19 protein-coding genes are annotated in these 19,639 nt (G+C 72.0%); 10 read left to right on the top strand and 9 right to left on the bottom strand.

Features of this window, described 5'->3' with window-relative positions:
- Window positions 1-24: 24 nt before the first annotated feature.
- The 4 genes from PV419_RS43300 to PV419_RS43285 all read left to right on the top strand — a co-directional run bounded on the left by PV419_RS43300 (window position 25) and on the right by PV419_RS43285 (window position 2,134).
- A complete protein-coding gene (locus tag PV419_RS43300) occupies window positions 25-711 on the top strand; it encodes a hypothetical protein (RefSeq protein WP_319698509.1) in 687 nt (228 codons plus the stop codon).
- A 63-nt stretch (window positions 712-774) separates the two neighbouring features.
- Window positions 775-1,341 carry an NUDIX hydrolase gene (locus PV419_RS43295; protein WP_319698508.1) on the top strand — a complete coding sequence of 189 codons (567 nt, stop codon included), beginning with the start codon at window positions 775-777 and terminating at the stop codon, window positions 1,339-1,341.
- A 12-nt stretch (window positions 1,342-1,353) separates the two neighbouring features.
- Window positions 1,354-1,782, top strand: a complete 429-nt coding sequence (locus PV419_RS43290; RefSeq protein ID WP_319698507.1) for a YidH family protein — start codon at window positions 1,354-1,356, stop codon at window positions 1,780-1,782.
- Window positions 1,783-1,786: 4 nt separating this feature from the next.
- Entirely contained in the window at window positions 1,787-2,134 is a 348-nt protein-coding gene (locus PV419_RS43285) for a DUF202 domain-containing protein (RefSeq protein ID WP_319698505.1), read from the top strand.
- Window positions 2,135-2,364: 230 nt separating this feature from the next.
- Here the strand turns inward: PV419_RS43285 and PV419_RS43280 are convergent, their stop codons facing one another.
- A complete protein-coding gene (locus PV419_RS43280) occupies window positions 2,365-3,291 on the bottom strand; it encodes an NADP-dependent oxidoreductase (protein WP_319698503.1) in 927 nt (308 codons plus the stop codon).
- Between the two features lie 218 nt (window positions 3,292-3,509).
- On the opposite strand from PV419_RS43280, the gene PV419_RS43275 reads away from it, so the two are divergent.
- Together PV419_RS43275 and PV419_RS43270 are read left to right on the top strand one after the other, a co-directional pair.
- The gene (locus PV419_RS43275) at window positions 3,510-4,532 is read left to right on the top strand and encodes a phosphotransferase family protein (protein ID WP_319698502.1); all 1,023 of its coding nucleotides are present in this window, start codon (window positions 3,510-3,512) and stop codon (window positions 4,530-4,532) included.
- A gap of 7 nt (window positions 4,533-4,539) precedes the next feature.
- Window positions 4,540-5,754 carry an acyl-CoA dehydrogenase family protein gene (locus PV419_RS43270; RefSeq protein WP_319698501.1) on the top strand — a complete coding sequence of 405 codons (1,215 nt, stop codon included), beginning with the start codon at window positions 4,540-4,542 and terminating at the stop codon, window positions 5,752-5,754.
- A 10-nt stretch (window positions 5,755-5,764) separates the two neighbouring features.
- On the opposite strand, the gene PV419_RS43265 is transcribed toward PV419_RS43270, so the two are convergent.
- From PV419_RS43265 to PV419_RS43250, 4 genes are all read right to left on the bottom strand, one after another.
- Complete coding sequence (locus PV419_RS43265) at window positions 5,765-6,358, bottom strand: TetR/AcrR family transcriptional regulator (RefSeq protein ID WP_319698590.1); 594 nt, start codon at window positions 6,356-6,358, stop codon at window positions 5,765-5,767.
- A 45-nt stretch (window positions 6,359-6,403) separates the two neighbouring features.
- Window positions 6,404-8,065 (bottom strand): AMP-binding protein, encoded by a 1,662-nt coding sequence (locus PV419_RS43260; protein ID WP_319698499.1) that lies wholly within the window; start codon window positions 8,063-8,065, stop codon window positions 6,404-6,406.
- 47 nt (window positions 8,066-8,112) lie between these two features.
- Window positions 8,113-8,877 (bottom strand): SDR family oxidoreductase, encoded by a 765-nt coding sequence (locus tag PV419_RS43255; RefSeq protein WP_415925511.1) that lies wholly within the window; start codon window positions 8,875-8,877, stop codon window positions 8,113-8,115.
- A gap of 343 nt (window positions 8,878-9,220) precedes the next feature.
- Complete coding sequence (locus tag PV419_RS43250; RefSeq protein WP_319698496.1) at window positions 9,221-10,201, bottom strand: aminoglycoside phosphotransferase family protein; 981 nt, start codon at window positions 10,199-10,201, stop codon at window positions 9,221-9,223.
- Window positions 10,202-10,261: 60 nt separating this feature from the next.
- Here PV419_RS43250 and PV419_RS43245 point away from each other — a divergent pair, with 60 nt between their 5' ends.
- Window positions 10,262-11,671, top strand: coding sequence for an MATE family efflux transporter (locus tag PV419_RS43245; protein ID WP_319698494.1), 1,410 nt, complete (start codon window positions 10,262-10,264; stop codon window positions 11,669-11,671).
- Window positions 11,672-11,720: 49 nt separating this feature from the next.
- Here the strand turns inward: PV419_RS43245 and PV419_RS43240 are convergent, their stop codons facing one another.
- Complete coding sequence (locus PV419_RS43240; protein WP_319698493.1) at window positions 11,721-12,791, bottom strand: LysR family transcriptional regulator; 1,071 nt, start codon at window positions 12,789-12,791, stop codon at window positions 11,721-11,723.
- 195 nt (window positions 12,792-12,986) lie between these two features.
- Entirely contained in the window at window positions 12,987-15,803 is a 2,817-nt protein-coding gene (locus tag PV419_RS43235; RefSeq protein ID WP_319698492.1) for a penicillin acylase family protein, read from the bottom strand.
- A gap of 190 nt (window positions 15,804-15,993) precedes the next feature.
- Here PV419_RS43235 and PV419_RS43230 point away from each other — a divergent pair, with 190 nt between their 5' ends.
- Both PV419_RS43230 and PV419_RS43225 read left to right on the top strand, forming a co-directional pair.
- The gene (locus PV419_RS43230) at window positions 15,994-16,668 is read left to right on the top strand and encodes a hypothetical protein (RefSeq protein ID WP_319698491.1); all 675 of its coding nucleotides are present in this window, start codon (window positions 15,994-15,996) and stop codon (window positions 16,666-16,668) included.
- A gap of 158 nt (window positions 16,669-16,826) precedes the next feature.
- Window positions 16,827-17,291, top strand: coding sequence for a MaoC family dehydratase (locus tag PV419_RS43225; protein ID WP_319698490.1), 465 nt, complete (start codon window positions 16,827-16,829; stop codon window positions 17,289-17,291).
- A 16-nt stretch (window positions 17,292-17,307) separates the two neighbouring features.
- Here PV419_RS43225 and PV419_RS43220 read toward each other — a convergent pair whose 3' ends face one another.
- On the bottom strand, window positions 17,308-17,589 hold the full coding sequence (locus PV419_RS43220) for a MerR family DNA-binding protein (protein ID WP_319698488.1): 282 nt from the start codon (window positions 17,587-17,589) through the stop codon (window positions 17,308-17,310).
- Window positions 17,590-17,650: 61 nt separating this feature from the next.
- On the opposite strand from PV419_RS43220, the gene PV419_RS43215 reads away from it, so the two are divergent.
- Window positions 17,651-18,478, top strand: a complete 828-nt coding sequence (locus PV419_RS43215; RefSeq protein ID WP_319698486.1) for a class I SAM-dependent methyltransferase — start codon at window positions 17,651-17,653, stop codon at window positions 18,476-18,478.
- Between the two features lie 6 nt (window positions 18,479-18,484).
- Here the strand turns inward: PV419_RS43215 and PV419_RS43210 are convergent, their stop codons facing one another.
- Window positions 18,485-19,111 carry a TetR/AcrR family transcriptional regulator gene (locus PV419_RS43210; protein WP_319698484.1) on the bottom strand — a complete coding sequence of 209 codons (627 nt, stop codon included), beginning with the start codon at window positions 19,109-19,111 and terminating at the stop codon, window positions 18,485-18,487.
- Window positions 19,112-19,639 lie beyond the last annotated feature (528 nt).

Raw genomic sequence — 19,639 nt, 5'->3', positions numbered from 1 at the left:
GGCGGACGGGCATCATCAGGCCCCATGGCTGACCACCATCTTTCTCCTTCGCGGCCGCGCGGCGCGGACAAGCGCGTAGTGAGTCCCACGCTGGTCACTCCCGGCCCACAGCCCGTCGAGCTCGCCGGGGCCTGTGCCGACGAGGAGCCGCAGGTGCTGCGGGGCGAGGTGGTCGGCCCCCGGCACGCCCGCCGCCGCCCGGTCAGCGACCGGCGCAAGGCCGCGGCCGGGGCGATCCTGCTCTCCGCCACCGGCGCCGCCACCGCGCTCTTCCTGATGCTGGGCAAGGACGGCCGCCAGGCCGCCGCCGCGCCCGCGCACGACGCGCCGTCGTCGGCGCCCGACGCGGGCGCCGACGACACCGTCCCGGTGGCCGACGCGGCGGTCGGTGCCAAGCCGCTGCCGGGCGCGTCGAGCGCCGCCGAGCCCGCGGCGGCCCCCCGCGTCCCGGCCGCACAGCCCAAGGCCCCGTCCACGGCGCCCGCCCAGCCCCCGGCCCGCACCAAGCAGCCGTCGCGCCCCTCCTGGCCGTCCCAGTGGGGAGACCGGGGGCGGTCCGCCGAGGACTGGCAGCGGGATGCGGAGGAGGCGGCCCGCTGGGCCGAGGAGTGGTCGGACCGGTACGGCTCCGGGTACGACGGCTCGGACCCCGGGCACGGGGGGCGCGACCGCGGCGGGTCGGGGTACCCGGGCGGAGGGCACTGGCGCTGACCGCGCCCCCGTCGCTCTTGAGCCGCCGTTCTGCTCGAGCCGCCGCTCTGCTTGGATGGTGGCATGCCTGAGAAGGAACCGCCGCAGGAGCCGCGTTCCGCCGACGAGCTGCTGGACATCGTGGACGAGCGGGACCGGGTGATCGGTCAGTCCCGGCGCGCCGACGCCATGGCCCACCGGCTGCGCCACCGGACCGTCTTCGTGCTGACCCGGGACGGCGCGGACCGGATCTTCGTACACCGCCGCACCGCGGACAAACTCGTCTTCCCTTCCCTGTACGACATGTTCGTCGGCGGTGTCGTCGGCGCGGGCGAGTCGTACGACACGGCGGCGCTGCGCGAGGCCGAGGAGGAGCTGGGGGTGTCCGGGCTGCCCGCGCCGACGCCGCTGTTCTCCTTCCTCTACGACACGCCCGAGCACACCTGGTGGTCGCGGATCTACGAGGTCCGCTGCGAACTGCCGGTCGCCCCGCAGGCCGAGGAGATCGCCTGGCACGCCTTCCTGAGCGAGGAGGAGCTGGGGCGGCGGCTGACGGAGTGGGAGTGGGTGCCGGACGGCGCGGAGGCCTACCGGCGGCTGCTGGAGTGGCGCCACCAGGGTCGGTCTCCGGAGGGTCCGGACGGGCCCTAGTAGGCTTGTCGCATGATCGACGCCAACCGCACGCCGGCCCGGGGCAGGCTCGCCTCCGCCGTCGCCGACGTGCGGCTGTGGTTCGCGCCCGAGCGGCTGCGCACCGAGGGGGAGACCCCCGACTACCGCTTCTCCCTCGCCAACGAACGCACCTTCCTGGCCTGGCTGCGCACCGCGATGGCGCTGGTGGGCGGGGGCTTCGCGGTCGATCAGTTCCTGCCGGACACGAACCGGACGCTGCGGCTGGCGGCGGCGCTCACGCTGCTGGCGGGCGGCGCGGTGTGCGCAGTGCGGGCGCTCAACCACTGGATCCGCTGCGAACGGGCGATGCGGCGCGGCGAGGACCTGCCGGTCTCCCGCTTCCCGGTCGTGCTGGGGCTGGCCGTCGGGGTGATCGCCCTGCTGATGGTGGTCCTCGTCGCGGTCCGCTGGGGCGGCTGAGCCGATGGCCGGGCCCGACTCACCCACGGGGCCGCCCCCCGAGGGACCCTGGCCGCGGGATCCGGGGCTGCAGCCGGAGCGGACCCGGCTGGCCTGGCGGCGTACGACGCTGGCCTGCGCCGTCGCCGCGTCGCTGGCCGCCCGGCAGGCCCTGCACAACGGGACCGGGCCGGTCTCCCTGCTCTGCGCGGCGCTGGCCGCGCTGGTCTGGCTGGGTTTCCTGGGTGTGGCGGGCCGCCGCATCCGGGCGGTGTCCGCGCCGCGTCCGCCCGCACTGTCCCCGCGGGCGGCCGCGGCGGCGGCAGGCTGCACCCTGGCGCTCGCGGCCTTCGGCGCCGCGCTGGCCTGGTGACGCGCTGAGGCGCTGAGGCGCCGCCCTGCTGAGGCGCGTCGCTAGTGCCGCATCAGCCAAGGTTTGCCCCGCTCGCCGCCCTGGCACGGCCATCTGCTGCGTTGCCGAATCAGCCGAGTAGGCCCGCCCCCGGCCTTCGGCCGGGAGGTGCCCCCGGAGGCCGATCCGGCGCCTTGCAGCTGACCGCACCAGGACGCCTCGCTACCGGGCAAACCTTGACTGACGCGGCACTAGCCGACCGTGACGACGATCTTGCCGCGGGTGTGGCCCTCCTCGTTGAGGCGGTGCGCGTCGGCGGTCTTCTCCAGGGGGAGGACGGACGAGACCTCGACGCCGAGGGCGCCGCGCTCCGCGATGTCGGTGAGGTCCTGCAGATCGTTCGCGTCGGGCCGGACGAAGACATAGCGGCCGCCGAGGGCGAGGACCGCCTGGTCGGTGATGGAGGCCAGCCGCCCGCCCGTGGCCAGCAGCGGGACCGAGTCGGTGAGCGCGTCGCCGCCGACCGTGTCGAAGACGGCGTGCACCCCGCCGGGCGCCAGCGCCCGCACCCGCTCGCCGAGCCCGGCCCCGTAGGTGACCGGATCGGCGCCCAGCGAGCGCAGATATTCGTGGTTGCGCTCACTGGCGGTGCCGATGACCCGGGCGCCGAGGTGCCTGGCCAGCTGGACGGCCATGGAGCCGACGCCGCCCGCGGCGGCGTGCACCAGGACGGTGTCGCCCTCGGTGACCTTCAGCGCCCCGACCAGCGTCTGGTACGCCGTGAGGCCCGCCAGCGGAATGCCCGCGGCCTGCGTGAACGTGAGGTTCCGCGGCTTGCGGGCGAGCGTGCGCAGGGGCGCGGCGACGTACTCGGCGAAGGTGCCCCGGGACAGGAAGTCCTCGCGGACGTATCCGATCACCTCGTCGCCCGCCGCGAACTCGGTCACCGCCGGGCCCGGCCGCTCGACGACGCCCGCGACGTCCCAGCCCGGGATGACCGGGAAGACGGCGTCCAGGACGGGGTCCAGATAGCCTGCCCGCGCCTTCCAGTCGACCGGGTTGACGGCCGCGGCCCTGACCTTGACCAGGACGGAGTCGGGGCCGACCGTGGGCTCGGGGACCTCCCCGTACTCCAGGACCTCGGGGCCGCCGTAGCGGCGGTAGGTGATGGCCTTCATGGGGCGCTCCTCGCGTTCCTTCGCGCTTGTGCGGGCGGTACGGGAGCGCGCTCGCCGGCCACGCCCCCGCCTTCGACGCTCCTGCTCCCCAGGAGCCGGCGCAAACCGGGCGGCCCGGCACTGGACTCCATACCGACTGGTCGGCATCATGATGCGGGACCGTCCGTTCGCGGTCCCCGCGCCCGCCCGCAGCACCCCTCAACGGAGGCAGAGACCCGATGAACCCAGGCAATCCGCCAGGACTCGACCTCGAACGGCTCCGCGCCCACCTGGACCGTGAGCGGCCGGGTCTGGTGCGCGGGCCGCTGCGCGCCGAGCTGATCGAGGGCGGCCGGTCGAACCTCACGTATACGGTCGACGACGGCGCCGCCCGCTGGGTCGTGCGCCGCCCGCCGCTGGGTCATGTGCTCGCCACCGCCCACGACATGCGGCGCGAACACCGGGTGATCGGCGCGCTGCACCCGACCAGCGTGCCCGTGCCGGAGCCGGTGCTGCTGTGCGAGGACGAGTCGGTCCTCGGATCGCCCTTCTACGTCATGGAGTTCGTCGAGGGCACGCCGTACCGTACGGCCGAACAGCTCACCGCCCTCGGCCCACAGCGCACCCGCCGTGTCGTCCTCGGCCTGGTGGACACCCTGGTCGCGCTGCACGCCGTCGACCCGGCCGCCGTCGGTCTCGCCGACTTCGGGCGCCCGGACGGGTTCCTGGAGCGCCAGCTGCGCCGCTGGGGCAAGCAGCTGGCCGCGTCGCGCAACCGTGAGCTGCCCGGGATCGACGAGCTGCACGAGGCGCTTGGCAAGGCCCTGCCCCTCTCCCCCGCCCCCACGGTGGTGCATGGCGACTACCGGCTGGACAACGTGCTCGTGGGCGCCGATGACCGGATCAAGGCGATTCTCGACTGGGAGATGTCCACCCTCGGCGATCCGCTGACCGACCTGGGCCTGCTGGTGATGTACAGCGAGCAGGAGGAGACGGCGGACTCCCCGATCAGCACCACGAGCGGCGCCCTGGGCCACCCCGACCCGCGCGAGCTGATCGAGCGGTACGCGGCCGGCTCGGGCCGCGATGTCGGCGGCGTCGCCTGGTACACGGCGTTCGCCTATTTCAAGCTCGCCGTGATCCTCGAAGGCATCCACTACCGGTTCACCCTCGGCCAGACCGTCGGCGCCGGCTTCGACCGCATCGGCGAAGTCGTCCCGGTGTTCGTCGAGAGCGGCCTCACCACGCTACGGAAGGGCTGAGACAGCCATGGACTTCGCATTCGACGCCCGCACCGAGGAGCTGCGGGCCCAGCTGCTCGCCTTCATGGCGGACCATGTCCATCCGGCCGAGGCGGTGGCCGAGGAGCAGCGCGCTCGGCTGGACTCCCCCTGGCTGACCCCGCCCGTCGTCCAGGAGCTCAAGGCGGAGGCGCGCAAGCAGGGCCTGTGGAACCTCTTTCTGCCCGACGCCGAGCTGGGCGCGGGGCTGAGCAATCTGCAGTACGCCCCGCTCGCCGAGATCACCGGCCACAGCCCCCAGCTGGCCCCCACGGCCCTGAACTGCGCCGCCCCCGACACCGGGAACATGGAGGTGCTCGCCCAGTTCGGCACCGAGCAGCAGCGCAAGCAGTGGCTGGAGCCGCTGCTCGCCGGCGAGATCCGGTCGGCGTTCGCGATGACCGAGCCCGAGGTCGCCTCGTCCGACGCGACCAACATCGAGACCCGGATCGAGCGGGACGGCGACGACTACGTCATCACCGGCCGCAAGTGGTACATCTCCGGGGCGATGAACCCGGACTGCAAGATCCTCATCGTGATGGGCAAGACCGACCCCGACGCCTCCGATATCCGCCGTCAGCAGTCGATGGTGCTGGTCCCCCGCGAGACCGAAGGCGTCGAGGTGCGCCGGGCCATGCGGGTCTACGGCTATGAGGACCACTACCACGGCGGCCACGCCGAGGTGGCCTTCCACGGTGTGCGCGTCCCGGCCGCCAACCTGATCGGGGAGGAGGGCGGCGGCTTCGCCATCGCCCAGGCCCGCCTCGGCCCCGGCCGCATCCACCACTGCATGCGGCTGATCGGCATGGCCGAGCGCGCGATCGAGCTGATGTGCCGCCGGGCGGTGTCCCGTACGGCCTTCGGCAAGCCGCTCGCCCGGCAGGGCCAGGTGCACGCGTGGATCGCGGACGCGCGGGTGGCCGTCGAGCAGCTGCGGCTGCTGGTCCTCAAGACGGCCTGGCTGATGGACACCGTCGGCAACCGGGCGGCGCACACCGAGATCCAGGCCATCAAGATCGCCACTCCGCGCACGGTCGTCGACATCCTGGACCGGGCGGTGCAGCTGCACGGCGCGGGCGGGGTCAGCCAGGACTTCCCGCTGGCCGAGCTGTGGGCAGCGGCGCGGACGCTGCGGCTCGCGGACGGGCCGGACGAGGTGCACCAGCGGTCGCTGGCGCGGCGGGAGCTGAAGAAGTACCTCTGAAACCCCTTGCTCAGGGCCGCAGGGAGCGCAGCAGCAGGTCGGCGAGGTGGTCGGCGACCTGCTGCGGGTTGAGCGGGCCGTCGGGGCGGTACCAGGTGCCCAGGTGGTGGACCGATCCGAAGTGGTAGTCCACCACCAGGTCGGCCGGGGTCTTAGAGCTGAACACCCCCGCCCGCTGGCCCTCCTCCACCAGGGCGCGGAACCGCTCGTGGTAGCGCCGCCGCTCCGCCCGTACCTGCTTGTGCTTCTCCGGGCTCAGGTGGTGCATGGACCGGAAGAAGATCGTCGCGTCGTCGAGGTTCTCGATGGTGGTGACGACGACGTCGGCCGCCGCGTCGCGCAGCCGCCGCTCGACCGGCGCGTCCGCGTTCGCGAAGGCGTCCAGGCGCTCCTGCTGGAGCCGCAGCACCCGCCCGTAGATCTCGTGGAGCAGATCGTCCTTGGAGCCGAAGTAGTGGTAAAGGGCGCCCTTGGTGACGCCCGCCGCCTCGACGATCTCCTGGACGGAGGTCCGGTCGTAGCCGCGCTCGGCGAAGAGGCGGGTGGCCGCGGCCAGCAAGCGCTGCGGTACCGGTTTCTCCCCTCCCCTGCCGTCCTGGCTCATCTTGGCCATCTGCTCGCCACCTGCCTCTCGTTCGTGCCGGGTTCGCTACTCCCGGGGGCTCCGCGCCGCCCGCAGCTCCCGTCGGAGGATCTTGCCACTGGCTGTCTTCGGCAGCTCGGTCAGGATCTCTATCCGGCGCGGATACTTGTACGCCGCGAGCCGCTCCGCGCAGTACGCGGTCAGCTCCTCCGGCGCCACCTCGGCGTCCGGCCGCAGGCTGACGTACGCCTTGACCGTCTCGCCGCGGTACGGGTCGGGGACGCCGACGACGGCCGCCTCGCGCACGGCGGGGTGGCTGTACAGGACGTCCTCGACCTCGCGCGGCCACACCTTGAAGCCCGAGGCGTTGATCATGTCCTTCTTGCGGTCGACGACGTACAGCCAGCCGTCCGGGTCCATGAAACCGATGTCCCCGGTGCGCAGCTCCCCAGCGGGCAGGGCGGTCGCGCTCGCCTCCGCCTGCCGCCAGTAGCCGGGCACCACCATGGGGCCGCGGACCGCGATCTCACCCGGCTCGCCGAACGGCACGTCCCGGCCCTCGTCGTCGATGACGCGCACCACGCTGTCCGGGCCGGGCAGGCCGACCGCCAGGGTGCCCGAGACCGGGTCGACGGGGGCCCGTTTGCCGGGCGGGACGCTGGCGCAGGGGGCGGTGCACTCGGTCAGGCCGTAGCCGTTCTTGAGGTAGAGGCCGAAGGCGGCCTCGAACCGCTCGACCAGCGCGGGCGGCAGCGGGGCCCCGCCCGAGGAGATCAGCCGGAAGGACGCGAAGTGGTCGCGGGTGACCTTCGGGTGGGCCATCAGCGCCATGAAGGCGGTGGAGGGGCCGACGGTGTAGGCGGGGCGGTGTTCGGCGAAGGCGTCGAGGACGACGCCCGGCTCGAAGCGGTAGGCCATGGCGAGGGTCCCGGCGTCCGCGATGGAGGCGGAGAGCTCACAGACCATGCCGGTGATGTGGAACAGGGGCGCGAGCACGAAGATGGTGGAACCGTCGGGCATCTCGTGGGCGATGTGCTGCCGGTCGGCGTTGTAGGAGACGTTGCCGTGGGTGTTCATGGCGCCCTTGGGGGTGCCGCTGGTCCCCGAGGTGTAGCTGATCAGCGCGATGTCGTCGGGGCCGGGCTCCGGCACGTTTGGCGGCGCCGCGCCGCCGCGGGCCGCCGCGAGCAGGTCGTCGGTGTCCTCGGGGGCGGGGGCGCGCCCATGGGTGAGCACACGGGCGTCGTCGCGGGTCTGGAAGTCGTACGCGTCGGCGGTGAGCGCGATGCGTACGGGGGAGGCGGCTGCCGTGGCGCGCAGGGACTCCTCCCAGGCGTGGCCCGAACACACCAGGGCGCTCACCTCGGCGTCGGCCAGGATGTGGCCGAGCTCGCCCGCCTTGTACATGGGGTTGACCGGCACCACCGTGCCGCCCGCCTTCCACGCGCCGAGCAGGGCCAGCACGAAGTGCGGGGTGTTCTGCAGCATGATCGCGAGCCGGTCGCCGGGCCTGAAGCCCCGCGCGGCGAGATGGCCCGCGATGCCGTCGGAGAGCTCGTCGGCCTCCCGGTAGGTCACCCGCCCGTCGAAGTAGGCGAGCGCGGCCCGGTCGGGCCTGGTCCGCACGGCGTCCCGGAAGGCGTGCAGCACGCTGGGCCGCGGCCGGATCGATCGGCGCTGCACCTCGGTGAGCTGAGCGAGCCATGGCTGGTCCTGGTACGAGGTCATGGGGGCGGCCCTGTCTGCTCGGGGGATGGGGGTGCGGGGCGTACGGATCAGCCGGTGGCCTCTTCCACCTTGCGCTGGATCTGGTTCATCCTCGTCAGCCAGCGGTCGGTGTCGGCGGCGCGGGCCGCGTAGAACTCGCCGACCTCGGGGTGCGGGAGGATCAGGAAGCGGTCGTGCGCGATCCCGTCGAAGAGCGCGTCGGCGACCTGCTCCGGCTCGATCGCGGTGGGCGCGAGGACGAGGTCGCCGGTGGCTCCGGCGGCGCGCAGCATATCGGTGCGGACGCCCTGCGGGCAGATCGCGTGGACGCTGACGCCGCGGTGGCGGTAGGTCGCGGACAGCCATTCGGCGAAGGCGAACGCGGCGTGCTTGGACACGCTGTACGGAGCCGAGCCGACCATGGTCAGCAGGCCGGCCGCGGAGACGGTGGCGACGAAGCGGCCGCTGCCGCGCTCCAGCCAGTCGGGCAGCAGCTCGCGGGCCGCCCGGACGTGTGCCATGACGTTGACGTCCCAGGCGTCCGCCCACAGCCGCTCGTCGGCCTCGGGGCCGCCGACGGGGGCGACGCCGGCGTTGGCGCAGTAGATGTCGATGTCCCCGTCCAGCGCCGCCCGCGCCTCGGGGACCACGCGGGAGGCGTCGCCGGGCACGGCGACCGCGCCGATCTCGTCGGCGACGGCCTTCGCCTTGTCGGCGTCGAGATCGTTGACCACGACGCGGGCGCCCTCGGCGGCGAAGCGGCGGGCCAGGGCGGCGCCGATACCGCCTCCCGCCCCGGTGACCACGGTTCGCGCACCACGCACGGTATCCACCACGCATACTCCTTCGGCCGGGCATCGACTGCGTCGCTCAGCTGCTCGGCAGACTAACCAGTCGGTATGTGTAAACGGAAGGGGCACGACGGGGTACGGGAGGGACGCGCCAGGGGACGTTCACGAGGTCGTCTTCCGGCCGCCGGGCTCACCTCATCGGGCGAAGCGGCCACTCCGCGGGCGTGACGGCTCCGAAGGGTTGTGAGCTGCTGCCGGTTGACAGCGCTTGGGTGCGTTTTGGTGTGTATGAGTGAGCATCGACGACCGTGCGACGGGACTTAAGAATGAAAACGGTTCTCGGGCACGCCGTGGCCACGCGGCGTCGAGGAGACGGTCTCTGTGCTTACTCACCAAGCAGGGCCACGGTCTCCCGTAGCCGCTCGCACGCCCAGTCGTACTGCTCGGTGCCGGTGTGTGCCCGGAAGTTCGTCTCGATGACCTGGATCAGAGCGAGGTGGAGGTTGTAGAGCCGCCGACGGGTCCGCTCGGCGGCGGTGAACGGCCGGTGGCCGTAGCCGCGGATGAAAGCCGTGGCGTCCCCGTAAGCGCTCAACTCACTCCCGGCGAAGCCGAACTCCATCAGCGGGTCACCGTAGAACGCCCGCTCGTGGTCGATGATCGCCACGATCTGGCCGTCGCACACCATGCAGTTGCCGGGCCACAGGTCCCACTCGACGAACCGGGGCTCGGTCACCTCGTCCAGCGAATCGGCGTGGGCGGCCACGACTTCGCGGATCACGTCGTAGCCGTGGGGCAGGTCGACGCCGCGTCGCTCGCCGTCGCGCAGCAGCTCCTCGACCATCCGCAGGAAGGCCGCGCGCCACGTGCTTTCGCCCGGCCCGGCCAGCGGGCCGAAGGCGGTGCCGGGGATGGCGTTGAGCTCGCGGGTGATCGCGCCGAGCGCCTCGTCGTACGCGTTGACCTCCGTTCCGGCCAGGGTGTCCCTGATGGCGTGGAGGTTGTCCGCGTCTATGTACGTCATGAAGAAGTAGTCGGCATCGCACACCTCACGGCTCTGATCAGCGAAGTCGACCTCTGGCACTGGAACCTTCGTGTGCTCCCGGATCAGCCGCAGCGCCGCCAGTTCGGTGGCCATGGCACCGCGCTCGTAGGTCATGACCTCGACATCCGGCGGCGGCGCGATCTTGAGGACGGCCTGCGCGCCGGACCGCAGCCGGATCCGATATGCCACGTTGAACCAGCCGTCGCTCAGTTCGCTGACCCAGTCCTCGCCCGCGTCGCACACCTCCTTTGGGCCGTAGGCGCGGGCGACCATAGCGCGAAGCGCCTCAACGGGCTGCCGGTTCTTTGTGATGCTCTCCATCAATCCTCCACCCCAAGAATGATCGGACGGTAGCACCAGGCGCGTGGTTTCCTGCTGGTCGTGAAGAGCACCTCGAAGCACTCGCGAACGCTGGAGGCCGCGCCGGCCGCGGCCGAGGATGTCGTGGGCCGGATGGCGACCCGCCCGGTGGGCAGGCTGCTGTGGGAGAACTGCGTGCCGACCATCGCGTCCGTCAGCACGTTCGGCTTCTACGCCCTGACGAACGCCTGGTTCGTCAGCCACGGGGTCGGCGATCAGGCGATGGCCGCGGTCAACCTCGTCGCCCCGCTGCTGCTCCTGCTCGGAGCCATGTCCACCACCGTGGGCGCGGGCGGCGCGACGCTGGTCTCCCGCGCGCTGGGCGCCGGCGACGAGCGCGCGGCCGCCCGCGCAGCGGGCAACGCCTTCACGCTGTTCTGGGTCGCCGCCGCCGTCACCACCGTGGCCGGGCTGGTCTTCATCGACCCGCTCCTCGACGTGCTGGGCGCGCGCGGCTCACTGCACGAGTACGCCCGGCAGTACGCGGTGATCCTGCTGTGCGGGTCAGTGTCCTACACCGGGTTCTCCAGCCTGGTGCGCGCCGAGGGCCGGGTCGGGTTCTCCACCCGGATGTGGATCGGTGCCCTCGTGGTGCAGATCGTTCTCGACCCGCTGCTGATCTTCGGCCTCGACCTCGGGGTGAGCGGAGCTGCCCTGGGCACTGTCGGCGGGCAGACCATATCCGCCGTGATGAGCTGGTGGTTCTTCTTCCTGCGGCGCGAGCGGCCGTACCGCGTCCGCCTCGCCGACCTGCGCCCACACACCGAGACCCTGCGCACGCTGGTGGCCATCGGGCTGCCGTCCTTCTTTGCCAATATCGGCCTCACCGTGCTCGCCGTACTGGTCAATGGCACCCTCGCGGTGACCGGGGGAGTGATAGCCCTGACCGCGTACGTCGTCTGCTCCCGCCTGCAGACCTTCGCCGTGATGCCGCACACAGGCATGAGCCAGGGGCTGCAGCCCATCGTCAGCTACAACGCCGGGCGCGGCCTGGACGCCCGAGTAGCGCGAACCCGGGCGCTCGCGCTGCGGGCCTCGCTCGTCTACGGCGTGGCCACCGCGATCCTGCTGACGGTCCTCGCGGAACCGCTCGTCGGCATCTTCGTCAGCGGCGGCGGAGCCGCCGAGGAGGCCAGGTTCGCGCTGTGCATCATCGCTGTCGGCGGGATCGTCATCGGTATCGCCCCGCTGACCGCGGCCTATTTCCAGGCTCTGGGACGCCCGCTGCCCGCCTACGTCCTGACCATCGGCCCCCTGATCCTGCTGAAGGCGCCGCTCGTCGTGGCGTTCGGCCTGATCTGGGGCACGCACGGCGTATGGTTCGGCCTCGCCGCCGGCGAGTTCGCCACCGCGGCGAGCGCGCTGCTGCTGTTGCACCGCGCCGACCGGCGCACGCCGCCCGCGGCCCCGGATCCCCCCGCTGCATCCTGAGACGTCCGATGACGCGGCGGGCGCACTCCCGCGCCGGCAGCGCGACGTTCTAGCTGCCGCTCTCCCCGCCGCTCGAGCCCTCCCCGGCCTCGCCCGGGTTCTTCATCACGCTCCGCCAGCGGGCGTTCTCGCCCGCCAGGGCGTCCCACAGGACGTTGAGCGGATGGGCCGCGTCCCACGCGGCGCGCTCCCCGCCGCGTACGAACACCCCGACCAGCACCGCCAGATCCGGCCCGAGGTCATCGGCCAGCTGAAGCGTCCGCAGCCCCGCGCCGCTCTGCAGCCGTCCGTCGGCGACCGCCTCGCCGATCCCCTGGGTCACCAGCACACAGCCGCGCAGCACGCCCGAGGAGAGCAGTTCCAGGCCGTACTGCACGGTGTCGATCTCGGCCGCGATATGCAGCTCCTGGCGGTAGCGGGCGCCGAACCAGCCGCGCAGAAAGCCGGGTATCAGGCCGTCGGCGGAGACCGCGAGCGGCAGCCCGGGGAGGTCGCGGACCGAGAGCCCGGGGCCGGGCAGCTCGTCCTCGGAGAGGTTGGTCACCAGGGAGAGCCCGCTGCGCCGCCACTCCATCACCTCGAAGCCGTCCAGTCGGCTGTCCCCGTCCCCGGTGGTCAGCACGGAGCCGCAGACCAGGTCGAGCTCCTTGGAGCCGAGCCGGTCCAGCAGATCGCGGGTGCGCACATGCTCGACCTTGAGCTCCACACCACGGCGCTCGAAGTCCTCGGTGACCAGTTCCACGGCGTTCAGCAGAAATCCGAGGGTGTAGCGGGTGGAACCCACGTTCAGCCGGCTGCCGAGCCGGCGGCGGCAGCCGTGCACCTGCTCAAGCCAGTCGTTCAACGTGCCGCGCGCGAGTTCGGCCAGGGACTCCCCGGTGGGGGTGAAGAGCACGTTCTGGCTCCGGCCCCGCTTCAGCACGAGCGGTTCACCGCACAGCGCGCCGAAGTTCCGGTTCATGGTGTCGAGTTGTTTCTGGACGCTGGACTGCTCCCGCCCCAGCAGCCGGGCCGCGCCCAGTGCGGTACCCGCCTCGTGGACCGCGAGCAGCGTGCGGAGCTGGTCCATCGTGGTGTCAAGCAGTGCCGTGGGGTACTGCCAGCGGGGGTTTAAGGGCATGCCGGCCTTCCGCGTGGAGCTTACGAATTCCGGCTCGCAGCATAGTCCAGTGGGTTCCGGCAAACTGATCCGGAGAACAGCGGTGATTTTCTTGAGATTTGTATTCGGGAATTCGACCGACCGCATTCCATGGCCGATTCGGAAATTCCCGTCCGCCACCGGCGTCGCCGTCGGCGGCGGACGGGTACGAGGCCGTCAGCGGTGCGCGGGAAACTCCACGACCTGCTGGAACGTCGGCCGGTTCTGCCAGTGCGCCTTGTCGTGGGTGATGCCGCCCAGCGGGCGCTGGATGAGGGAGTCCGCGCACCACTGGTCGCCCGCCGAGCAGTTCGCGTCGCCGGGGTAGACCTCCGTGGCGGGCTTGGCCGCGGCCTGCTTGAGGCTGGTCAGGAGGGCATCACGGCAGGCGGACAGGTCACCGGCGCCGCAGTACTTCTTCGCGAGCGGACCCTGGACGTTCTCGCCGAGGACCGCGCGCAGGTCCTTGTCGGCATAGGACCACCAGCCGTACTGGAAGGAGGACCCGGCGTGCGAGCCGGTGGGTCCGTGGCCCGCCGAGGGCGCCTCGTCGACGGTCAGATTGGCGCGCAGCGCGTCGTACAGATCGGCGCCCAGCTGAGGTTTGAACTCGGCCTCCACCAGAAGCGGCCACCACGCGTCCGTGATCCGTACGGCATCGGCGTGCCCATAGGTGTGCGAGCCGGCGGATGTCTCGCGGCGCTGGGCGCCCGCCGCCTGCCAGGACTCCAGCTGCTGCACGGCCTTGGCCGCTTGCGGATCGGTGACCGGGGCGCTGCGCAGGACCTTCAGCAGCTCCGGCAGCACGTCCTCGCCGCGCAGGTCGGTGACGGCCGCCTCGGCCATGGCGCGGGTGAGCGCGGCACGGGTCACCCCGCCCTTCTTCACCAGGGCGCGCACCCGGTCGTCGAGGAGGTTGCCGCGGTGCACCGAGCCGTTGCCGAAGCCGGCCGCGGTGTAGCCCTTGGCCTGCCGGTTGTTCCAGCTGATGTAGTAGTCCTGGTCGATGGACTGGGGGTGCTGGGCGGGCGGGGCGTAGGCGGCGGTGTTGACCGTCGGGTCGAAGTCCCGCCACTCGTACGCCGCCTCGCCCTTGACCGGGAGCGAGGGGTCCACGTCCGCCGCCCGGACCAGGTTCAGCCCACTGTTGTAGTAGGCGGTCTGCCGGGAGTCGGCGTAGAACCAGTTGAAGGTGTAGTTGATGTGCTGCGCCGCGCTCTGGAAGGACTTGGCGTCCTTCACATAGCCGGGGTCGTTGAGCATCTGGAAGCCGATGATCGAGTCGGCCTCGTGGCGGTAGCTGGCGCGCAGCAGGGTGTACGCGACGGGTTTGCCGTCGACTGTCGCGCGGTGGGTCACCAGACCGTACTTGGTGCGGTAGACCTGCATGCGGTACGAGCCCTCGGCGGTGGAGTCGGCGACGGTCGGCTTCCAGGCGTTGCGGCGCTCGATCTTCTCCATCGGCACACAGGAGCCGTGGTAGCGGTAGTACGTGGAGTCCTTGGCCGGGGCGCCACCGTCCGGTGCGCACAGCTCGACGGCGAAGGTGTCGGTGACGTCCTGGGCGGAGGTGGTCGCGCTCCAGGCGTAGTCCTGGCCGCGGCCCATCTGTACGTACATCCCCACGCCCGCGAAGGCGGCGCCGCGGGCGCTGATGCCCGGGCCCTGGAGCTCCTGGAGCATCAGCAGCTGCGGCGCGAAGTAGCCGGTCTGCGGGCCGAAGACGGCGACGGGATGCCCGCCGGCGGTGTATTTGCCGGAGACCAGCAGCGCGTTGGACATGCCGTGCTTGCGGCTGAACAGATCGCGGGGCAGCACGCCGTCGTCGTAGATGCCGCGCAGGGCGTCCAGCTTCTTCGGGGCCTTGACCTGCTCCGTCGCGCCGGTCTTGGCGCTGCCGGTCTTGTCGTAGACCAGTTGCTCGGGGGTGAGCGAGCCGGCGTCGGGCAGGGCGGTGCCCTTGGCGTTCGCCGGCTTGGCCGCGTACGGGAAGCTGGTGCCGTCGTGCACGGTCAGCGCGGCCTCGGGGTCGTCGCGCTCCCGGAAGGACTCCCACACTTTGGTGCCCTCGGCCAGGCCGTACTTCTGCTGGGCGGCGAGCAGCGACAGCGCCGACTCCACCTCTCCCCCGCCGCCGTTGCCGAACAGGGCGCCGACGACGGAGGCGAGGGCGATCAGGTCGGTGAGCTTGAACGGCTCGATCTCGCCCGCGTTGGTGATCGCGTCGATGTGGCCGGTGAGGACATACTCGCCGGGGAAGTAGCGGCCGTCCTTGGCCTGCTTGCGGTAGGCGTTGATGCCGTCCACGTACGCCTGGGCGTCGGCCAGCGCCTGTCTGCCGCGTTCGCCCTGGGTGGCGAGGATGTAGTCGATCTGGGCCTGGTAGTCCTCGTCCTTGTACGGGGCCTGGCTGTAGAAGCTCTGTTCCAGGCCCTGGTTGGCCTCGGCGCCGCCGGCGAAGGAGGTCAGCTCGCCGCGGCCGACGTGCCGGAAGACGTCCATCAGCCACAGCCGGTCCTGGGCGGCGGCGTATCCGGCGCCGAACTCGGTCCCCTCGCGGGTGGTGCCCTCGATATGGGGCACCCCGGTCTTCTTGTCGCGAGTGATCGTCACATCGTCGCGGGGCTTGGTCACCGAGGCCACCTGGTCGGCGGGCACCCCGAACGACGAGTCGTTGAAGAAGTCGGTCAGCTTGTCGTCGGTGAGCGTCGGATACCCGGCGACCAGGTTGTTGTAGGGGCCGAGCTGGTCGGTGCTGTGCTCGGGGTGGGTGCCGACCGCCTTGTTGGCGAGGATCTCGGCGAGCGTGGCGTTGCCGTTCTGGCCTGGCGGCAGGATGTCCGAGCACTGGCCCTGGCAGTAGTCCGTGACGGCCGCGGCGGCCGGCGCCGCCTGCGCCCGCTGCGGGAGCGGCCCCGCGAGCGCGGCGCCGAGGGCCAGCACAGCCGTGGTGGCGATCGCGGTACAGGTGAGCTTGCCGGTTCGTCGTCGCATGTACGCTCCTCCCGGGTGCTGTTGGGACGGGAGGTTACCGGCGGTATGACCCGCCCGGAAGATGAGCAGCCGTCACCTTTTCACGAAATCCAACTTCTTTGTGGATTTCCGGAATCGAATGGATCCGGATCGCGCTCCGTTACGTCCATTCGACAACGAGTCGGGTCCGCACTCGCGGAGGTGGAAAGAGATGGCCGGTTTCAGAGCACTCGCACGAGACGTCCGCAACCCACGCAGGCACATCACCGCGCGCCGCACCTCGCTGCGCAAATGCCTCGAACGGTTCGCGCCGTACGGGCATCGAGCGACGTGGCACCATCTGTGCTCCCGGGCGGGGATCGCCCTGGAGGACCGTCACCCCGAACCGGCAGGACTGATCACGGCACTGGAGGAGCTGGAGGAGGCACGCACCCTGTGGCTCGGGTACGAGGCGGACTTCGCGGCCCGGCGCCGGCGGGAGAAGCACCACGGCATCCGCCAGCCGAGCGCCGTGGACGACTGGCATCTGCACACCTGGGGCGGCAACCACATCATGCCCTGCGAAAGCCCGTCGGCCCACCCCGACGACCGGCTGGCGGAGGTGCTGCGCCGGCTGATCCTCGCGATGGAGTCGGGGCCGGTCTCGACCTGCCCGGTCTGCACACAGGACCGGCTGACCTGGCACGACAACCTGGGCCGCTACCCCTGGGAGGGGCCGCTGTGCGGCCCCTGCGGCATCGTCGTCCCCGCACCGGTGCTCACACCCGAGGCCCTGGCCGCCGCCCGGCACACCAGGCCCGGACGCGCCACGCGGCCCACGCATTCCGCCGCGTCCACCGCGCCCACCGCGTCCGCTCGACCCCATAGGCGGTACGCCACCGTGTGACGGAGCCATGCCCGAGCCCCGGGCACCCTGAGCGCGCCCGCCGGAAGCCGGCGGGCGCGCCGACGCGCGGGCGGCAGGGGCGGGGCTCATTGACAGGCGGCGCCCACCTGACCATGCTGAGCAGTCGCTTAGTGATCGGACGCCAGGGAGGCCATGACATGGCAGAGCCAAGGATCTTCACCTCGCCCGACGAGCTGAGGTCGGCCGTCGGGGAAGACCTCGGCCCCAGCGACTGGCTGGAGATCGACCAGAAGCGGATCGACCTGTTCGCCGAGGCGACCGGTGACCATCAGTGGATCCACGTGGATCCGGAGAAGGCGGCCACGGGGCCCTTCGGCACCACGATCGCCCACGGCTATCTGACGCTGTCCCTCCTCCCGGCGTTCACCCCGCAGCTGCTGATGGTCGAGGGCGTACGCATGGGGATCAACTACGGCGTGAACAAGGTGCGTTTCCCCTCCCCCGTCCCGGTCGGCTCGCGGCTGCGCGCCACGGGGCGGCTGGCCGAGGTGACCGAGGTGGCCGACGGCGGCTTCCAGGTGACGCTGGTGGTGACCGTCGAGCGCGAGGGCGGACAGAAGCCGGTGTGCGTGGCGGAGTCCGTGGCCCGCTACTACCGGTGAGCCCCACAGCGCGGAATCACCGCTGCGCGGCGAGATAGTCCCGCACACGCTCCTGGAAGTGCGGGCACTCCGGCAGGTCGGCGTGGGCGCAGCTCAGGACGCCGGCCAGCCGGGCGCTTTTGCGGTCGAGTTCGGCGCGCTGCCGCTCGATGTCGGCCAGCTTGGCGCGGACCAGGTCCCGCCACAGATGCGGGGCCGAGGCGCGGTGCCCCTCCATGCTCGCGATCTCCTCGAGCGTGAAGCCCACCTCCTGGCACAGCCTCAGCCGGGCGATCCGCGCTGCTGCCCGATCGTCCACTCCGCCATCGCCCGTCCCTTCCGGTTGACTTGATCCCGTGTTCAAGTCCGACGCTGATCGTATGACGACGGATAGCGCCAATCACGAGCAGTACGAGGCCTGGAACGGTGACGAGGGGCGCCACTGGGCGCTGTCGCAGCCACGGTACGACGCGATGCTGGAGCCGCTGACGGCCCAGCTGCTCGACGCCGCCGTCCTCGCGCCCGGGGACCGGGTGCTCGACATCGGCTGCGGGGCCACTACGCGCGCGGCGGCCGCGCGGGTCGCCGGGGGTGAGGCGCTGGGGGTGGACCTGTCCGGCCCGATGCTGGAGCGTGCCACACGCCTCGCCGACGACGAGGGCGTACGGAACGCGAGGTTCCTGCGGGCCGACGCCCAGACGTACGCCTTTCCGCCCGGCTCCCACGACGCCCTGGTCAGCCGGCTCGGTATGCATGTCTTCGCCGATCTGCCCGCGGCGTTCGGCAACCTGGCCGCCGCCCTGCGCCCCGGCGCCCGGCTGGCCTTCCTGAGCTGGCAGCACCCCCGGCACAGCGAGTTCGCGCGGGTCCCGGCCCTGGCGCTGCGCGGTGCGGAGCCCTCCGGCGAGGGGCAGGCGTTCTCGCTGTGCGATCCCGCCCGCGTGCGTGCGCTGCTGGCGGGCGCGGGCTTCACGGGGGTCGCGGTGGACGCGCGGGAGGTGTCGCTGTGGGTCGGGGACACGCCCCTGGACGCGGTGGAGTTCATGACCGGCACCGGCGCCCTGCGCACGGCGCTGGCCTCGGCCGACCGCCCGGCCCGCGAGCGCGCCCGTTACGTACTCGCCGAGGCGCTGGAGCCGTACGCGTCCCCGGACGGCGTCCAGCTGGGGGCCGCGCTCTGGCTCGCCACCGCGCGCCGCGCGGCGTAACGCCCCCTAACCGGCCGCGCCCACCATGCGCAGCGCCAGCCCGGCGTAGAGCTCGCCGACCTCGTCGGGCGTGCTGCGGCCGCGGGGGTTGAACCAGCGGGCGACGTCGATGCACAGCGACAGGATGGCGACGGTGGTGCCGCGGGCGTCGGCGACATCGAAGTCGCCCGCCCTCACCCCGTCCTCGACGATCGCGCGCACCGCGCCGTCCGAGGCCCGCCGCATCGCGGTGATCTCGGCGGCGTGGTCCTCGGCGAGCGCGCCGAGCTCGTACTGGACCACGCGGGCGGTGGTGTGGTGTTCGGCGTGCCAGCGGACGAAGGAGCGCACGGCGTGGGCGAGCCGTTCCGCGGGGGTGCCGGCGCCGTCCCTGGCCTCCTCCAGGATGTCGAGCGCGAACCGGTGGCCGACCTTGCTGATCTGGTAGAGCAGCTCTTCCTTGGTCTTGTAGTGGATGTAGAGCGCGGCGGGGCTCATGCCGGCCCGGCCCGCGATGTCGCGGGTGGTGGTGGCGTGGTAGCCGCGCTCGGCGAAGGCGTGCACCGCGGCGGTCATCAACCGCCGGGCCGCGTCCGGGGTGATGTCGCGCCACGCCTCGGGGGCGCCCTCGATGTTCTTCGCCTCCGCGTCCATGGCGGACACCCTACATGCCGGTGAGCAAGCGCTTAGGCCGCTTCTCCGCTCACGTGGGCGGGCGCGCGCCGTGTGGCTCGGCCGAGGCCTCCGTACGAGGCGCGGGTGCCTCGGGCGAGGCGGGCGGGACGAGTGGGGCGCCGCGTTTGGCGGGGCGTATCGCCACGCCCACGGAGGCGAGCAGCAGCACGCCGAGCATCACGAAGGGAGCTCGACTGGGCTGGGAATCCTGGGCGCAGGCCCGTATCACGGCATGCGATGGGTGGTCGGCGGTCCGGTGATTTCCACACTGGATGAGGTCAACGGTTCTCGCCTGGAAGACGGCCGTCGCGGACGTAGTGTGGCGGCGTTAGTGAGGCCGGAGTGAGTCCGGTCTCGTTGAGAATCCGCCCCGTGCCCAGGAAAGCGACGCGGGGTCCCCGCCCCGCCCGGGTCCACACCGGGCGGAAAGCGTCCGGCGGGGCGGATACCCCAGCCACCGAACCTCCTCAGCCAGCGGCGGTGCAGGCGGCAGGTACCGCGCACGAT

It is taken from the genome of Streptomyces sp. ME19-01-6, from assembly GCF_033793745.1.
Taxonomy (GTDB): Bacteria; Actinomycetota; Actinomycetes; order Streptomycetales; family Streptomycetaceae; genus Streptomyces.
Note: the sequence above shows the minus strand (reverse complement) of the source record. Positions and strands in the feature narration are given on the sequence as shown.

What these genes read in the sequence shown, in the direction of transcription:
- PV419_RS43300 (WP_319698509.1), top strand. Translation starts at nt 25, where the DNA reads ATGGCTGACCACCATCTTTCTCCTTCGCGGCCGCGCGGCGCGGACAAG.
- PV419_RS43295 (WP_319698508.1), top strand. Translation starts at nt 775, where the DNA reads ATGCCTGAGAAGGAACCGCCGCAGGAGCCGCGTTCCGCCGACGAGCTG.
- PV419_RS43290 (WP_319698507.1), top strand. Translation starts at nt 1,354, where the DNA reads ATGATCGACGCCAACCGCACGCCGGCCCGGGGCAGGCTCGCCTCCGCC.
- PV419_RS43285 (WP_319698505.1), top strand. Translation starts at nt 1,787, where the DNA reads ATGGCCGGGCCCGACTCACCCACGGGGCCGCCCCCCGAGGGACCCTGG.
- PV419_RS43280 (WP_319698503.1), bottom strand. Translation starts at nt 3,291, where the DNA reads ATGAAGGCCATCACCTACCGCCGCTACGGCGGCCCCGAGGTCCTGGAG.
- PV419_RS43275 (WP_319698502.1), top strand. Translation starts at nt 3,510, where the DNA reads ATGAACCCAGGCAATCCGCCAGGACTCGACCTCGAACGGCTCCGCGCC.
- PV419_RS43270 (WP_319698501.1), top strand. Translation starts at nt 4,540, where the DNA reads ATGGACTTCGCATTCGACGCCCGCACCGAGGAGCTGCGGGCCCAGCTG.
- PV419_RS43265 (WP_319698590.1), bottom strand. Translation starts at nt 6,358, where the DNA reads ATGAGCCAGGACGGCAGGGGAGGGGAGAAACCGGTACCGCAGCGCTTG.
- PV419_RS43260 (WP_319698499.1), bottom strand. Translation starts at nt 8,065, where the DNA reads ATGACCTCGTACCAGGACCAGCCATGGCTCGCTCAGCTCACCGAGGTG.
- PV419_RS43250 (WP_319698496.1), bottom strand. Translation starts at nt 10,201, where the DNA reads ATGGAGAGCATCACAAAGAACCGGCAGCCCGTTGAGGCGCTTCGCGCT.
- PV419_RS43240 (WP_319698493.1), bottom strand. Translation starts at nt 12,791, where the DNA reads ATGCCCTTAAACCCCCGCTGGCAGTACCCCACGGCACTGCTTGACACC.
- PV419_RS43235 (WP_319698492.1), bottom strand. Translation starts at nt 15,803, where the DNA reads ATGCGACGACGAACCGGCAAGCTCACCTGTACCGCGATCGCCACCACG.
- PV419_RS43230 (WP_319698491.1), top strand. Translation starts at nt 15,994, where the DNA reads ATGGCCGGTTTCAGAGCACTCGCACGAGACGTCCGCAACCCACGCAGG.
- PV419_RS43225 (WP_319698490.1), top strand. Translation starts at nt 16,827, where the DNA reads ATGGCAGAGCCAAGGATCTTCACCTCGCCCGACGAGCTGAGGTCGGCC.
- PV419_RS43215 (WP_319698486.1), top strand. Translation starts at nt 17,651, where the DNA reads ATGACGACGGATAGCGCCAATCACGAGCAGTACGAGGCCTGGAACGGT.
- PV419_RS43210 (WP_319698484.1), bottom strand. Translation starts at nt 19,111, where the DNA reads ATGGACGCGGAGGCGAAGAACATCGAGGGCGCCCCCGAGGCGTGGCGC.